General features: G+C 68.4%; 17 protein-coding genes. 12 read left to right on the top strand and 5 right to left on the bottom strand.

What is annotated here, in order from left to right; translation table 11 throughout:
- The first annotated feature begins 179 nt into the window (after positions 1–179).
- The 6 genes from AC5P88_RS16120 to AC5P88_RS16095 are packed head-to-tail and all read left to right on the top strand — an operon-like array spanning position 180 to position 4,279.
- The gene (locus tag AC5P88_RS16120; RefSeq protein WP_106549131.1) at positions 180–968 is read left to right on the top strand and encodes an ABC transporter ATP-binding protein; all 789 of its coding nucleotides are present in this window, start codon (positions 180–182) and stop codon (positions 966–968) included.
- On the top strand, positions 968–1,717 hold the full coding sequence (locus tag AC5P88_RS16115; protein ID WP_005414955.1) for an MlaE family lipid ABC transporter permease subunit: 750 nt from the start codon (positions 968–970) through the stop codon (positions 1,715–1,717). Before AC5P88_RS16120 ends, AC5P88_RS16115 begins: the two co-directional genes overlap by 1 nt.
- Positions 1,718–1,776: 59 nt before the next feature.
- A complete protein-coding gene (gene mlaD, locus AC5P88_RS16110; RefSeq protein WP_005411706.1) occupies positions 1,777–2,301 on the top strand; it encodes an outer membrane lipid asymmetry maintenance protein MlaD in 525 nt (174 codons plus the stop codon).
- Positions 2,298–2,960 (top strand): MlaC/ttg2D family ABC transporter substrate-binding protein, encoded by a 663-nt coding sequence (locus tag AC5P88_RS16105; protein ID WP_049429205.1) that lies wholly within the window; start codon positions 2,298–2,300, stop codon positions 2,958–2,960. Before mlaD ends, AC5P88_RS16105 begins: the two co-directional genes overlap by 4 nt.
- A complete protein-coding gene (locus AC5P88_RS16100; RefSeq protein ID WP_099554185.1) occupies positions 2,950–3,261 on the top strand; it encodes an STAS domain-containing protein in 312 nt (103 codons plus the stop codon). The genes AC5P88_RS16105 and AC5P88_RS16100 overlap by 11 nt, the downstream gene beginning before the upstream one ends.
- A gap of 1 nt (position 3,262) precedes the next feature.
- Entirely contained in the window at positions 3,263–4,279 is a 1,017-nt protein-coding gene (locus tag AC5P88_RS16095) for an MlaA family lipoprotein (protein WP_495225503.1), read from the top strand.
- Positions 4,280–4,422: 143 nt separating this feature from the next.
- Here AC5P88_RS16095 and AC5P88_RS16090 read toward each other — a convergent pair whose 3' ends face one another.
- From AC5P88_RS16090 to AC5P88_RS16080, 3 genes are all read right to left on the bottom strand, one after another.
- Positions 4,423–4,968 carry a glutathione peroxidase gene (locus tag AC5P88_RS16090; protein ID WP_010487473.1) on the bottom strand — a complete coding sequence of 182 codons (546 nt, stop codon included), beginning with the start codon at positions 4,966–4,968 and terminating at the stop codon, positions 4,423–4,425.
- Between the two features lie 126 nt (positions 4,969–5,094).
- A complete protein-coding gene (locus AC5P88_RS16085) occupies positions 5,095–5,493 on the bottom strand; it encodes a hypothetical protein (RefSeq protein WP_286074598.1) in 399 nt (132 codons plus the stop codon).
- 71 nt (positions 5,494–5,564) lie between these two features.
- Positions 5,565–7,121: a DNA recombination protein RmuC gene (locus tag AC5P88_RS16080; protein WP_495225502.1), complete on the bottom strand. Its 1,557-nt coding sequence runs from the start codon at positions 7,119–7,121 to the stop codon at positions 5,565–5,567.
- Positions 7,122–7,166: 45 nt separating this feature from the next.
- Between AC5P88_RS16080 and AC5P88_RS16075 the strand changes: the two genes are divergently transcribed.
- Positions 7,167–7,772 carry a glutathione S-transferase family protein gene (locus AC5P88_RS16075; protein ID WP_111113454.1) on the top strand — a complete coding sequence of 202 codons (606 nt, stop codon included), beginning with the start codon at positions 7,167–7,169 and terminating at the stop codon, positions 7,770–7,772.
- 68 nt (positions 7,773–7,840) lie between these two features.
- Here the strand turns inward: AC5P88_RS16075 and AC5P88_RS16070 are convergent, their stop codons facing one another.
- Positions 7,841–8,848, bottom strand: coding sequence for a zinc-binding alcohol dehydrogenase family protein (locus AC5P88_RS16070; RefSeq protein ID WP_495225501.1), 1,008 nt, complete (start codon positions 8,846–8,848; stop codon positions 7,841–7,843).
- Between the two features lie 91 nt (positions 8,849–8,939).
- On the opposite strand from AC5P88_RS16070, the gene AC5P88_RS16065 reads away from it, so the two are divergent.
- Genes AC5P88_RS16065 through AC5P88_RS16055 form a run of 3 tightly spaced genes read left to right on the top strand, consistent with a single transcriptional unit; the run spans position 8,940 to position 11,001 of the window.
- Entirely contained in the window at positions 8,940–9,911 is a 972-nt protein-coding gene (locus tag AC5P88_RS16065) for a LysR family transcriptional regulator (protein ID WP_495225500.1), read from the top strand.
- Between the two features lie 14 nt (positions 9,912–9,925).
- Complete coding sequence (gene leuE / locus AC5P88_RS16060; RefSeq protein WP_005411716.1) at positions 9,926–10,555, top strand: leucine efflux protein LeuE; 630 nt, start codon at positions 9,926–9,928, stop codon at positions 10,553–10,555.
- Positions 10,552–11,001 carry a hypothetical protein gene (locus tag AC5P88_RS16055; protein WP_495225499.1) on the top strand — a complete coding sequence of 150 codons (450 nt, stop codon included), beginning with the start codon at positions 10,552–10,554 and terminating at the stop codon, positions 10,999–11,001. Before leuE ends, AC5P88_RS16055 begins: the two co-directional genes overlap by 4 nt.
- A gap of 33 nt (positions 11,002–11,034) precedes the next feature.
- On the opposite strand, the gene AC5P88_RS16050 is transcribed toward AC5P88_RS16055, so the two are convergent.
- The gene (locus tag AC5P88_RS16050; RefSeq protein ID WP_111113450.1) at positions 11,035–11,946 is read right to left on the bottom strand and encodes a LysR family transcriptional regulator; all 912 of its coding nucleotides are present in this window, start codon (positions 11,944–11,946) and stop codon (positions 11,035–11,037) included.
- A 121-nt stretch (positions 11,947–12,067) separates the two neighbouring features.
- Here AC5P88_RS16050 and AC5P88_RS16045 point away from each other — a divergent pair, with 121 nt between their 5' ends.
- Together AC5P88_RS16045 and AC5P88_RS16040 are read left to right on the top strand one after the other, a co-directional pair.
- On the top strand, positions 12,068–13,063 hold the full coding sequence (locus AC5P88_RS16045; RefSeq protein ID WP_495225498.1) for an aldo/keto reductase: 996 nt from the start codon (positions 12,068–12,070) through the stop codon (positions 13,061–13,063).
- Between the two features lie 175 nt (positions 13,064–13,238).
- Positions 13,239–14,666: an amino acid permease gene (locus AC5P88_RS16040; protein ID WP_495225497.1), complete on the top strand. Its 1,428-nt coding sequence runs from the start codon at positions 13,239–13,241 to the stop codon at positions 14,664–14,666.
- The last annotated feature ends 68 nt before the right edge of the window (positions 14,667–14,734 follow it).

The raw sequence follows: 14,734 nt of genomic DNA, 5'->3' as shown, positions 1-14,734 counted from the left end.
CAGGACGGCAGGCAGTATTCAATGGTCGGCCCATCGACGGTACGGATTGTTCCGGGCTGCCGGCCGATTGTCCCGGCCTGCGCCAAGCCCTGCCGTGCAACAATACTGGACCGTCCAGTCTGCTTATGTTCAGCCGGCTGGCCCGATCCTTCGATGTCTAAAAAACGTTAATGGTGCCCATGTCGGCTTCCGCTTCCAGTCTGGTGCAGTTGTCCAACGTCCGCATCGACCGGAGCGGACGCACGATCCTGCGCGACGTGTCGCTGCAGGTGCCCAAGGGCAGCATCACTGCCGTGCTCGGCCCGTCCGGCAGCGGCAAGTCGACCCTGCTGGCGGCACTGACCGGCGAGCTGCGACCGGTCGCCGGCGAGGTCACCCTGTTCGGCAAGCCGATCCCGCACGACAGCAGCGCGCTGCTGGAGATGCGCAAGAGCGTGGGCGTGCTGCTGCAGGGCAATGGCCTGCTGACCGACCTCACCGTGGCCGAAAACGTCGCACTTCCGCTGCGTACGCATACCCGCCTGCCGGCCGCCGTGCTGCGCCGGCTGGTGGAGATGAAGCTGCATGCGGTGGGCCTGCTGGCCGCCGCCGATGCCTGGCCGCGCGAACTGTCCGGCGGCATGGCGCGCCGCGTGGCGCTGGCCCGTGCGCTGGCGCTGGACCCGCCGCTGATGATCTACGACGAGCCGCTGACCGGGCTGGACCCGATCGCCTCGGGGGTGATCATGAGCCTGATCCAGCGCCTCAACCATAGCCTGGGCCTGACCAGCATCATCGTCAGCCACCACGTGCACGAGACCCTGCCGATCTGCGACCAGGTGATCGCCATCGCCAATGGCGGCATCGTGTTCCAGGGATCGCCCGAGGCACTGCAGTCCAGCCAGGATCCGCTGCTGCGGCAGTTCCTGCATGGCCAGCCCGATGGCCCCATCCCGTTCGATGCCGCGCCGCGTGCGAGGGTTGCCTGATGCCGTTCGTTCAAGCCACCCGTTCGCTGGGCCGCGCCGGCCTGTTCTCGCTGACCGTGCTGCGCGGTTCGCTGCCGACCCGTGACTTCCTGGCCGAACTGACCCGCGAGATCTACAAGATCGGCGCGCGCTCGCTGCCGATCATCGCCGTCGGCGGCGCCTTCGTCGGCCTGGTGCTGACCCTGCAGGGCTACCGCACGCTGACCACCTTCGGTGCGGCCGACGCGCTGTCGACCCTGCTCGGGCTGTCGCTGTACCGCGAGCTGGCGCCGGTGCTGACCGCGCTGCTGTTCATCGGCCGCGCCGGCAGTTCGATTGCCGCCGAGCTGGGCCTGATGCGCGCCACCGACCAGATCAAGGCGCTGGAGCTGATGGCCATCGACCCGGTGGCCAAGGCCGTGGCACCACGCTTCTGGGCGGCGGTGCTGACCGTGCCGCTGCTGACCGGCATCTTCTGCTCGCTGGCGATCAGTGCCAGCTACTTCGAGGCCGTGCACGTGCTGGGCCTGGACAATGGCGTGTTCTGGTCGGCGCTGCGCAACAGCGTCGATTTCTGGGATGACTTCGGCGTGGCGATGCTGAAGTCGGCGATCTTCGGCGGCACCGCCGCACTGGTCGCTGCCTACGTTGGCTTCCACGCCGAGCCGACCATCGAGGGCACCTCGGTGGCGACCACCCGTGCGGTGGTCAACGCCTCGCTGCTGGTGCTGATGTTCAACTTCGTTCTGTCGGCAATGTTGTTCACCTAACCCCTCCACCGGCGGTGCGCAGGCGCGCGCGGCCACCACGACTCGATCAGGTAATCCACATGGCCATCCGCGGTCCCAGACTCGAATTCTCCGTCGGCGCTTTCCTGCTGCTGGCCCTGGCCTCGCTGATGGTGCTGGCCGTGGCCTCGACCAACCAGCGCTGGAGCTGGGGCAGCCAGGGCTACGAGCTGAAGGCGCGCTTCTCCCAGGTCGGCCAGCTGCGCAAGCAGGCGCCGGTGAAGATCGGCGGCGTCACCGTCGGCCAGGTCGCCTCGATCGACCTGGACCCGGTGAAGTTCGAGTCCATCGTGACCCTGCGCATGGACAGCAAGGTCAAGGACCTGCCGGCAGACACCTCGGCCGGCATCTTCACCAGTGGTTTGCTCGGCGAGAGCTATATCGGTCTGCAGCCGGGCGGTGATCCGGACGTGCTGAAGGCCGGCGACGAGATTGTCTTCACCCAGCCGGCGGTTGACCTGATCCAGCTGGTCGGCAAGTACATGTTCAGTGGTGGCGCCGGTGGCGGCGCTGCTCAGAAGCCCAACGATGGCGCGCAGGCGCCTGCAACGGAACCGCAACCATGAAGATGAAACTGATCCCGGCCCTGCTCGCCTCGGCGCTGCTGGCAGCTACTCCGTTCCTCGCCCAGGCCCAGGCCGCCGCTCCCGCCGCTGCCGCGACGCAGGGCCAGGCCGGCAAGGTGGTGATCGATGCCAGCACGCGCATCCTCACCACCCTGCAGCAGCGCAGGAGCGAGTTCGGCAGCAACCCGGCCAGCCTGCGCAACTACATCGACAGCGAACTGAACCGCACCTTCGACCGCGACTATGCGGCACGCCTGGTGCTGGGCCCGCACGCCCGCGGCGCCTCGGATGCCGACATCAAGCTGTTCGCCGATGCCATGGCCGACAGCCTGATGCAGCGCTACGGTTCGACCCTGCTCAACATCCAGGGCAAGCCGAGCTTCCGCCTGAAGGGTGAAAGCCCGCTGCCGGGCAACCGCGGCGTGCGCGTGAGCACCGAACTGGTGCGTGCCGGCAGCGAGCCGACCCCGGTCGAATACTGGATGCGCAACGTGAACGGCCAGTGGAAGATCTTCGACGTCAACATCGAAGGCATCTCCTACGTGCAGACGTTCCGCAACCAGTTCGACACCCCGCTGCGCCAGAAGGGCATCAAGCAGGTGGCCAGCGAACTGCACAGCGGCAGCATGCAGGCCGGGCCCGCGGGCAATGGCAAGTAACGCACTGGCACTGCTGGAAGGCGACACCCTGCGCCTGCGCGGGGTGCTCGACCGCGCCGCGGTGATCGCGCTATGGCCGCAGCTGCAGGCCCTGCCGGCAAAACTGGCACGGCTGGAGCTGGGCGAAGTCGAGCGCGTGGACAGCGCCGGCCTGGCCCTGCTGGCCGAGCTGGCAGCACGTGCGCGCAAGGCCGGCCATCCGCTGGTGATCACCGGCGCGCCGGCTGGCTACAACGAACTGAGCGCGGCCTATCGGCTGTCGCCCAACCTGGATTTCAACGCTACTTCTGCTGCGAGCTGACATGAACGTCGTGCGCACCCTCCCCCTGATCGTCCTGGCCACCGCCCTCACCGCCTGTGCCGGCAAGCCCGCGCGCAGCGATGCACCCGCGGCCAGCACCCTGGTTCCGGCCAGTACCACCACCTCGCCCGCCGCCGCGGCCACCGATGCAGGCACAGCTGACGCTGCACCGGTCGCACCCGTGGCCAATCCGCCGGCTGCTGCCGCATCGTCGCCGGCTGCGCCGACCGACAGCGGCGACAGCAGTGCAGCGAAGACCGCAGCAGCCACCGCGCCCGGTGGCGATGATGACTTCGATGCCCTCTATGGCGGTGCCGGCAACACCACCAACGCGGCGGCCTACGACCCGTGGGAACCGTTCAACCGCAAGGTGCACAAGTTCAACAACGCGGTCGACCGCGGCGTCGCGCGTCCGCTGGCCACCGCCTATACCCACGTGGTGCCGCGCTTCGCCCGCACCGGCGTCAGCAACTTCTTCAGCAACCTGCGCGCGCCGGTAACCATCACCAACCAGCTGCTGCAGGGCCGCGGTGCCGATGCATGGGACAGCCTCGGCCGCTTCCTGATGAACAGCACGCTGGGCATCGGTGGCCTGTTCGATCCGGCCAGCAAGGCGATGGTGCCGCGCCGCAATGAAGACTTCGGCCAGACCCTGGGTGCCTGGGGCTGGCGTCGTTCGCGCTACGTGGAACTGCCGTTCTTCGGCCCGCGTACCGTGCGCGACGTGTTCGGCCTGGCCGGCGACATCCCGCTGTCGCCGATCCGCCGTATCGAAGAGGACAAGGTCCGCATCGGCCTGCAGGGCCTGCAGCTGGTCGATACCCGCGCGCAGCTGCTGGCGATCGACGACCTGCGTGACACCGCCGTGGACGAGTACTCGCTGGTGCGCGATGCGTGGATGCAGCGCCGCAACTACCAGATCGAGAACGATCTGCGCAGCAAGCGCGACCGTGGCCACGACGACGCCAACTCGCCGATCCCGGTCGATGCGATGCCGATGCCGCAGTGGACCCACTGAGTCCTAGCAGCGATGCATGAAAAACCCCGCCTCGGCGGGGTTTTTCGTTGGCGTTGCGGGTGGGGTCGGAGCCCTTTCCCGTGGAAAGGGATCCGACCCCGGCCCGGTACCGGTAGGTGCCAACCTTGGTTGGCACGCTTTGCTCAGGCCGCCAGCGCGGCCTCGATGGCCTCGCGCAGGCGCGCGTCATCAGCCGCCACGTCCGGGGCGAAGCGGGCGATGACCTTGCCGTCGCGACCGACCAGGAACTTCTCGAAGTTCCACAGCACTGCCGGCGCAGCGTGGATCGGAATCTCCTTGCTGGCCAGGCGCTCGCGCAGCGGGCCTTCGCCGATCGACTGCGGCTGCGCAGCGGTCAGCTGCTGGTACAGCGGATGGGTGTCGTCACCAGCCACACTGATCTTGGAGAACATCGGGAAGCTGACATCGTAGGTGAGCTGGCAGAACTGCTGGATCTCCGCTTCGCTGCCCGGCTCCTGGCCGAGGAAGTTGTTGGCGGGGAAGCCCAGCACTTCCAGGCCCTGCGCGTGCTTTTCCGCATACAGCGCCTGCAGGCCTTCGTACTGCGGGGTCAGGCCGCACTTGGAGGCGACGTTGACCAGCAGCAGCACCTTGCCCTGGTAATCGGCAAGCGAGGACGGCTGGCCGTCGATGGTGGTGAGGGAAATGTCCTGGATCGGGGTGCTCACGCGGGGGCTCCGGCTACGGCGGGGAATGGCCCACCAGCATAGCGCCGTGCACGCGGTTGTAGAGCCGAGCCTACGCTCGGCTGATGCCACAGCAGCCGAGCGTGGGCTCGGCTCTACAGGCAGGATTCAATCCACGCAGATCGTGCCCTGCGCCTTGCCCTCATCAATGCGCTGGCGGCAGCCGAAGTTCTGGCGCACATCGCGCTGGCAGGTGCCGGTGGCGGCGCTGCCAGCCGCCGCTTCGCCGCTGGCAAGGCACTGGCCGGTGCAGTCGCTTTTGCGGCTGCAGGCCTTGCCGGCGTCGGCGTAAGGAATCACGCACTGTTCGCGCTGCAGCCGGCCCAGCCGCTGCAGGGTACCGCCCGCGGCCTGGCAGTCCACATCGCGCGCTTCGCGGTAGGCCTCGGCCGCTTCGGGCGTGGTCGCCGCGCCAGCAGGCGCCGGCGTATCCGCAACCGGCGGCGCACTGCCGCAGGCGGCAAGCAGCGCGGTCAAGACAAGGCTGGTACAGAGGCGCAGGCGCATGGCGGTACCTGATCGAAGCGGACAGGCCGCCAGCATACGCATCGACGATGCAGGCGGCGTGTCGACGTAGCTCAGGCTTCGTCGCCGTCGTTGCCTTCGTCCTCGGCCTCGGCCGCGGCATCAGCATCGGCCAGGTCGCCGAGCAGCGACTGCGCCTGCTCGGACGCCAGCGACTCCACGCCGCGCAGGCGTCGTTCGATGGTGCGCGTCTTGCGGCTGGCCTCGCCGATACTGCGGCCCACCGTGGTGATCTGCTTCTCGGCCTTCTCGAGGATGCCGGCGAACTTGCCGAACTCGCTCTTCACCGCGCCCAGCAGGCTCCACACCTCGCTGGAGCGCTGCTCGATGGCCAGCGTGCGGAAGCCCATCTGCAGGCTGTTGAGCAGGGCGGTGACGGTGGTCGGCCCGGCCACCACCACGCGATGCTCGCGCTGCAGCAGGTCGACCAGGCCGGGGCGCCGGATCACTTCGGCGTACAGGCCTTCGGTGGGCAGGAACATCACCGCGAAGTCGGTGGTATGCGGCGGCGCGATGTACTTGTCGCAGATCGACTTGGCCTGCACGCGTACCGCGCGCTCCAGCTGGATCCCTTGCAGGCGCACGCCCTCGGCGTCGCCCTGTTCCTGCGCATCCAGCAGCCGCTCGTAGTCTTCGCGCGGGAACTTGGAATCGATCGGCAGCCACACCGGCGTGTCGTCGCTGCTGCGGCCCGGCAGGCGCACGGCGATGTCGACCATCTCACCGCTGTCCGGGCGTACCTTCACAGCCCGCGCGTACTGCTCCTGGGTGAGCGTCTGTTCGAGGATGTTCTCCAGCTGTACTTCGCCCCAGCTGCCACGGTTCTTGACGTTGGTCAGCACACGCTTGAGATCGCCGACGCCGGTGGCCAGCTGCTGCATCTCGCCAAGGCCGCGCTGCACCTGCTCCAGGCGCTCGGAAACCAGCTTGAAGGAGTTGCCCAGGCGCGTTTCCAGCGTCGACTGCAGCTTTTCGTCCACGGTGTGGCGCATCTGCTCCAGTTTCTGCGCATTGTCGTTCTGCAGCGCGCGCAGCTGCTCTTCCAGCGTGGCACGCATCTCGGCGATGCGCTGTTCGTTGCGCTGGGTCAGTTCCTGCAGGCGCAGGCCAAGGCTTTCGGTCAGGCGCTGCTGCGACTGCGCACCTTCCTCACGGCCCTTGCGCGCATCGTCCACCAGTGTCTGGCGCAGCGCGCCCAGCTGGGTGTCGGTACGCCCGGTAAGTTCCTGCAGCTGCTGGCCGAACGCGTGGATGCGCGCTTCCTGCTGCTGGCCAAAGGTTTCCAGCTGGCCGCGCAGTTCCTGCAGGCGCTGCCCCATGAGTGCGGCGCCACGCTGCTGGCTCTCCGCCGCCTCGGCACGCGCCTTGCGGGCGTCCTCGCCCAGCGCCTCGCGCAGCAGGTCCAGGCGCTGGTCGGTGCGGGTGGACAGGTCGGTCAGCGCGCGGGCAAAACCATCGAGCTGTTCGCGCAGTTCGCTGCGCCCGGCGCGCGCCTCCTCACGCACCGCCTGTTCCAGGCGGTCGTGCGGTGGGCGGCGCAGCAGGGCGACCAGCTGCAGGATGAGCACGGCCAACAGAAGGCCGCCAATGAGCAGATATTCGGTTTGCATGGGGCAAGTGTAGGCTGGCGGAGTCTCAGCTGCTGCGCCGGAACCATGCTCGCTCTGTACGGAAAGCCCACCTCCATCAACGTGCGCAAGGTGCTGTGGCTGTGCGCGGGGCTGGATCTGCCCCTGCACCACGAGCCTGCGCCACCGGCAGACCTGCTGGCCACACTGAATCCGAACCGGCAGGTACCGGTCCTCCGCGATGGCGACTTCGTGCTGTGGGAGTCCAACAGCATCTGCCGCTACCTGGCCACCCGCGCCGGCCGTGACGACCTGCTGCCCGCTGCGGCGCAGGCCCGTGCGCGGGTGGAGCAGTGGATGGACTGGCAGGCCAGCGATCTCAACAGTGCCTGGCGACACGTGTTCATGGCGCGGGTGCGGCAGCATCCGGACTACCCGGATGACGCCCGTGCCGAGGCCAGCCTGGCGCAGTGGAACCGGCTGATGGGCGTGCTCGACGCGCAGTTGACCGCTACCGATGGCTACGTGGCGGGCAGCACCTTCACCCTCGCCGATATCGTGCTGGGGCTGTCGACCCAGCGCTGGCGCAGCACGCCCGGCAGAAAACCCACACTGCCAAACGTGAAGGCCTGGTTCGAACGCCTGCGCCAGCAGCCCGGTTTCGCCGAACACGTCGACAACGGCGTGGCCTGAGGCAGGGGTCAGATCCCTTTCCCTTTGGGAAAGGGATCTGACCCCAACGACGCAGGAAAGGCCTGGTGTTACCAGCCTTCCAGCACGATCTTGCCCTTGGCGCGGTGGCTTTCCAGCAGCGCATGCGCGCGCCGCAGGTTGGCCGCGTCGATGCGCCCGAAGTGCTCGCCCAGCGTGGTCTGCAGCACGCCGGCATCGATCAGCTCGGCCACCCGGTTCAACAGCTCATGCTGGCGCTGCATGTCCGCGGTCCTGTACAGCGGGCGGGTGAACATCGATTCCCAGTGCAGCGACAGCGCCTTGCGCTTGAGCGCCATCACATCCACCTGGCCGGGGTCGTCGATCAGGCCGAACTGGCCCTGCGGCGCCAGCAGCTCGACGATCTGCGCGTAGTGCTGGTCGGAATGGGTCAGGCTGGCCACATGCTGCACCTCGCTGATGCCCAGCCGTGCCAGGCCTTCGGCCAGCGGCTGGCTGTGGTCGATCACGTGGTGCGCGCCCATCGCATACACCCAGTCCTGGGTATCCGGTCGCGAGGCGGTGCCGATCACCGTCAGTTTCGTCAGCTTCCGCGCCAGCTGCACCAGGATCGAGCCGACGCCACCGGCGGCACCGATCACCAGCAGGGTCTGGCCCTCGCCACCGCCCTCGGGAATACGCAGGCGGTCGAACAGCAGCTCCCAGGCGGTGATCGCGGTCAGCGGCAGCGCCGCAGCAGCGGCATCATCGAGGCTGGCCGGCTTGCGGCCGACGCTGCGCTCGTCCACCAGCTGGTATTCGGCATTGCTGCCCGGCCGGTCGATCACGCCGGCGTAGTAGACCGCGTCGCCGGGCTGGAACAGGGTCACCTCGCTGCCCACCGCGTCGACGATGCCGACCGCATCCCAGCCCAGTACGCGCGGGCCGTCGGTGGCCACGCCGCGGCGCACCTTGGTGTCGACCGGGTTCACCGCCACCGCGCGCACCGCCACCCGCAGGTCGCGCGGACCGGGCTGCGGCAGTTCCAGTTCGATGTCGATCAGGGCCTGCGCATCATCAATCGGCAGGCCGGCGTGGGTGTAGGCAATGGCGCGCATGGCAGCGGTCCAGTGGGGAAGGAGTGGACAGGTTGCGCCGCGCACGGTCGCTCAGAAAGGCGCAGAATCGGGCAGCACTTTCACTCCGGCGATGAAGATGATCCGCTTCGACGACCTGCAGTTGTTCGTCCGCACGGCCGCGCTGGGCAGCTTCTCGCAGGCCGCCCGCGAGGCCGACCTGTTGCCCGGCCAGGTCGCTGCTGCCGTGGCGCGGCTGGAACGCGAACTGGACCTGCGCCTGTTCGTGCGCACCACCCGCAGCCTGCGCCTGACCGGCGAGGGCGCGCTGTACCTGCCGTATGCACAGGAGGTGCTGGCCACCCTGCGCGAAGGGCAGGCCCGCGTGCAGGGCGAGGACGCCGAACTGCACGGCACCCTGCAGCTGTCGGCGCCGTCGGACTTCGGTCGCAACCTGCTGCTGCCGTGGCTGACCGCATTCCGAGCCGCACATCCACGGCTGCGCCTGCACCTGCGGCTGTCCGATGAAGTGGCCGACGTGTTCCGCGATCCGGTTGATGTGGCGATCCGCATCGGCCACTTCGATGACGCCAACTACGTGGCCCTGCCCCTGCTTGAAGGCAACCGTCGTGTACTTGCAGCCTCGCCCGATTACCTGCGGCGACGGGGCACGCCCGTACGCCTGGACGAACTGCGCGAGCACGATTGCCTGGTCTACCAGCTCAGTGGCCGCGCCTACGATCGCTGGTCGTTCGAGGTCGAAGGGCGCCGCACCGTGATCCCGGTTCGCGGCCCGCTGGTCTGCGACGATGCCGACGTGGTGCGGCGCTGGGCGGTGGCGGGCGAAGGCATCACCTACAAATCCTGGCTGGACCTGCGCGAAGATGTGCTGGCCGGGCGCCTGCAGCTGCTGCTCGACGGCGTCGGCAGCCACATTCCACTGCAGCTGGTGTGCCCGCATCGCAAGCAGTTCTCGCCGGCGGTGCGGCAGCTGCACGCGCAGCTGCGCCAGCACCTGCAACCGCTGCTGTCTGGCATGCCCGATGGACTCGCCGGCCCCCTGTCGCCCGCCCCGGTGCTGGCCGACAATGGCGGCCCCCCGTAAGAGAGAACACCGCCATGCCGTGGATGGGCATCCAGGACCTGTGGACGTTTCTGGTCGCCGTGCTGGTGTTCCTCGCCCTGCCCGGCCCCGGCACCTTCACCCTGCTGACCGCCACCGGCCGAGGTGGCGTGCGTGGTGGCTACACGGCGCTGGCCGGCCTGCTGGTCGGTGACCAGATCCTGATGTGGCTGGCGCTGGCCGGCGTGGCCGCGCTGCTCAAGGCCAACCCGCTGGTGTTCCATGCCGTGCAGTACCTGGGTGCGGCCTACCTGGTGTGGGTGGGCATCAGCCTGCTGCGCACGCCGAAGCACGAGGGCGGTGACGCTGGCCCGATCCGCATGCAGCCCGGCCGCTATTTCCAGCAGGCGATCCTGGTCAGCCTGCTCAACCCGAAGGCGATCCTGTTCTACATGGCGTTCCTGCCGTTGTTCATCGATCCGAAAGCGCACCAGGGCATCGCCACCTTCGCGGCGCTGGCCGGAATCATCCTGGTGGTCAGCATCGCCTACTGCTCGATGCTGATCGGCGTGGGCAACTTGGCCCGCCGTCGCTTGATCCAGCACCCACGCATCAGCGATGCATTGCGCCGCGTGGCCGGTCTGTTCCTGGTGGGGTTCGGCATCCGGCTGGGGTTGAACGGGTGAAGGCCTGGCGGGCCGCAGTCGGCGCGTTGCTGTTGATGGCCGGTACGGCCTCGGCCGCCACCGTGCAGGACCATCGCTGCCTGAGCGGTGGTCGCAATGACCGCATCCATCTGGAATGGCGCTGGCTGGCGGGTGGCGGCGCCGACGTGCGCTACGCCGGCCAGCGTGAGCGCCTGACCCTGCGCCGGGTTTCGATGGAGACCACGGTGCTGGCCGAAGATCGCCCCTACCAGTTCGACAGCGTCTGGGAAGAACGCATCGACGGGCGCCTCAACGGCCGCTACCGGTTGAGCACCCAGGGCGCGCTGGTACTGGACCTGAGCTACGAACGCGCCCGCGACGGCCGCACCACCGCCTTCCACGATGACCCCGAGGCCTGGCAGGAAGACGGCTGCCATTGGCCGGGCGCCGAGCCGCCGACCGTCGCGTCGGGCGGGCTCGACTGAGCCGACGCGATGGCCGCCAACCAAGGGTGGCGTCTACCAGGGCTGCGAATCATGCATTCCCTCGCGAAGGTGATCGATGAACACCCGCAGCTTGGGCGCCATCTGCTCGCGCGCGGGGTAGTACAGGTGGAAGCCGGGGAATGGCGGCTGCCAGTCCTGCAGCACGCTCTGCAGTCGCCCAGCGGCGATGTCGTCGGCCATCAGCGACGCGAAACCCTGGGCCATACCCAGCCCCGCCAGCACGGCGTGATGGGCGACGCCGGCATCGTTGAACACCAGCCGCCCGCTCACTTCCACGTCCAGGTCATGGCCTTCGCGGCTGAACTCCCAGGGCATCAGCCGCCCATTGGCCAAGCGGTGCACGATGCAGGCGTGGCCCTGCAGGTCATGCGGGGTCTGCGGCACGCCATGGCGTTCGAAATAGACCGGCGTGGCCACCACCACCTGCCGCTCGGGTGGCCCGACCGGCACCGCGATCATGCCCTGTGCGAGTGATTCGCCCAGGCGGATGCCGGCGTCGAAACCCTCGCCCACCAGATCGGTCAGCGCCGGGTCGACGCACAGCTCCACCTGCACCTGCGGGTAACGCGCAAGGAAATCGGGCAGCCGCGGCAGCACCATGCGATCGGCAACGATGCGCGGCAAGGTCACACGCAGCCGCCCGGCAGGCACCGAGCGAGCGCTGTCCAGTTCGGCAAATGCCTGGTCGATCTGGTCCAGGCCGCCGCGCACGCGTTGCAGGAAACGCGCGCCGTGTTCGGTCAGGCTCACCCGCCGCGTGGTCCGCTGCAGCAGGCGCACGCCCATCCGCGCTTCCAGCGCGCGCACGCTCTGCGACAGCGCCGAGGTCGACACGCCCAGGGCATCGGCGGCGCGGGTAAAGCTGGCATGCTCGGCCACGTGGACAAAGGCGACCACAGCGGTGAGGGGGACGGAGGCATCCATTGTGAAGCCAGCCTTCAAGGTAAGTCCGGTGGCACGCAGTTTATCCACATGATGGCGTGGAGGATGCTGTGCCCCTCGCCACTGCCCCTCCAGGCGTGGCGCCTTCCCCAAGGAGATCCACATGAAGACCCGTACTCTCGGCCCCGCCGGCCCCACCGTGTCCGCCCTCGGCCTGGGCTGCATGGGCATGAGCGCCTACTACGGCGGCCGTGGCAGTGACGATGACGGCATTGCCGTCATCCGGCACGCGCTGGACCGTGGCGTAACCCTGCTCGACACCGCCGATGTGTATGGCCCGCACACCAACGAGGTGCTGGTCGGCCGCGCGATCGCCGGGCGCCGCAACCAGGTGTTCCTGGCCAGCAAGTTCGGCATCGGCCTGGACCCGGCTGACCCGAAGGGGCGGCAGGTCAACGGCCACCCGGATTATGTACAGGCCGCCTGCGAGGCCAGCCTGCGCCGGCTGGGCGTGGACCACATCGACCTGTACTACCAGCATCGCGTCGACCCGACCGTGCCGATCGAGGACACCGTAGGTGCGATGGCACGCCTGGTGGAACAGGGCAAGGTGCGTTGGCTTGGCCTGTCCGAGGCCTCCGCGGCCACCCTCCGCCGCGCCCATGCGGTGCACCCGATCACCGCGGTGCAGAGCGAATACTCGCTGTGGTCGCGCGAGCCGGAGCAGAACGGGGTACTGGCCACCACGGCGGAACTGGGCATCGGCTTCGTGCCGTATTCGCCGCTGGGCCGTGGCTTCCTGACCGGCGCCATCCGCAGCCCGGATGACTTCGACGCCGACGACTACCGGCGTACCTCGCCCCGCTTCGAAGGCGAGAACTTCCAGCGCAACCTGGCGCTGGTGGACACCGTGCAGGCGCTGGCTGCCGAACGCGGCATCGCCGCCTCGCAGCTGGCGCTGGCCTGGGTGCTGTCGCGCGGCGAGCACATCGTACCGATCCCGGGCACGACGCGGCGGGCACGACTGGACGAGAACCTCGGTGCGCTGCAGGTAGAGCTGGATGCGGCGACGCTGGACGCACTGGATGCAGCCTTCCCGCTGCATGCCGCTGCGGGTGAACGCTATTCGGTCAGTGGCATGGCCAACATCGAGTCGTAGCAGCGGCCGGGACAAACGCACACCGGTGGCTCCCGCCGGATTGTGCCGATTCCGGCAGCGTGGCCGGGGTGCAGCGCGCGCCCCGCCATGCATGACCCCCGTCAGTGGCAATGCTGCGCTGCGTTCGGTCACACTCGGGAACTTGTCGTTCTTAGTCACCCCTTCCGAGGCCTGCATGTCCCTGTTCCGGCGCAAGTCCCTAGATTCCGTCACCGTCCACGAAGCCGGCAGGCGCCTGATCCCGACGCTCAGCTGGCCACACCTGATCGCGCTGGGCATCGGCGCCATCGTCGGTACCGGCATCTACACGCTGATCGGCGTCGGCGCCAACCTGGCCGGCCCGGCCGTGCTGATCTCCTTCGCCATCGCCGGTGCGGTCTGCGCCTGCGCGGCACTGTCCTACGCCGAGCTGTCGACGATGATGCCGGCCGCCGGCAGCGCCTACACCTACAGCTACAGCGCGCTGGGCGAGGTGTTCGCCTGGGTGGTGGGCTGGAGCCTGATCCTGGAGTACTCGCTGGTGGTGAGTACGGTGGCGGTGGGCTGGTCCGGCTACTTCGTCGGCTTCCTCGAATGGGTCCACACCCAGTTCGGCTGGAACGTGCACCTGCCGGCCTGGCTTGCGGCCGGCCCGCACGTGGAAGGCGGCATGATCAACCTGCCGGCGATCATCATCACCTGGCTGGTGGCCGGCATGCTGATGGCCGGCACCAAGGAAAGCGCCACGCTCAACGCCATCCTGGTGGTGTTCAAGCTGATCGCGCTGGCCATCTTCGTGGCCGTGGCCCTACCCGCCTTCGACAGCAACAACCTGCAGCCGTTCATGCCGTATGGTTTCGCCAAGTCGATGGGCCCCGATGGCGTCGAGCACGGCGTGATGGCGGCAGCGGCGATCATCTTCTTCGCCTTCTACGGCTTCGATGCGATCTCCACCGCCGCCGAGGAAACCAAGAACCCGGGCCGCGACCTATCGATCGGCATCATTGGTTCGATGATCGGCTGCACCATCGTCTACGTGCTGGTGGCGCTGGCCGCCGTGGGTGCGATGAGCTACGCCGTGTTCGGCCACAGCGCCGAGCCGCTGGCCCTGATCATGCGTCAGCTGGGCCATCCGACCGCGGCGATGGTGATCGGCGTGATCGCGATCATCGCCCTGCCGACGGTGCTGCTGGCGTTCCTGTACGGCCAGAGCCGCATCTTCTTCGTGATGAGCCGCGATGGCCTGCTGCCGCGCGGCCTGTCCAAGGTCAACGCACGCACCGGCACGCCGGTGGCAACCACGCTGTTCACCGCGGTGGTGGTGTCGGCGCTGGCCGGTGTGGCGCGCCTGGACGAGATCGCGGCGCTGGCCAATGCCGGTACCCTGGCCGCGTTCACTGCCGTCGGCATCTGCCTGGTGGTGCTGCGCCTGCGCGAGCCGAACCGCGAGCGCACGTTCCGCACGCCGCTGGCCTTCGTGGTCGGCCCGCTGGCCGCGCTGGGCTGCATCTACCTGTTCCTCAGCCTGCCGCACAGCACCCAGCTGTACTTCCTGCTGTGGAACGTGGCGGGCCTGGTGCTGTACTTCCTGTACAGCCGTCGCCACGCGCTGATCGCGAAGTAACCGGCTCGCCGGTAGTGCCGGCCGCTGGCCGGCACCTCGCATCCTGTTGATACGAGCAATGCCGGCCA

The sequence above is a fragment of the Stenotrophomonas sp. YJH_SMC_8 genome (assembly GCF_059371315.1).
Note: the sequence above shows the minus strand (reverse complement) of the source record. Positions and strands in the feature narration are given on the sequence as shown.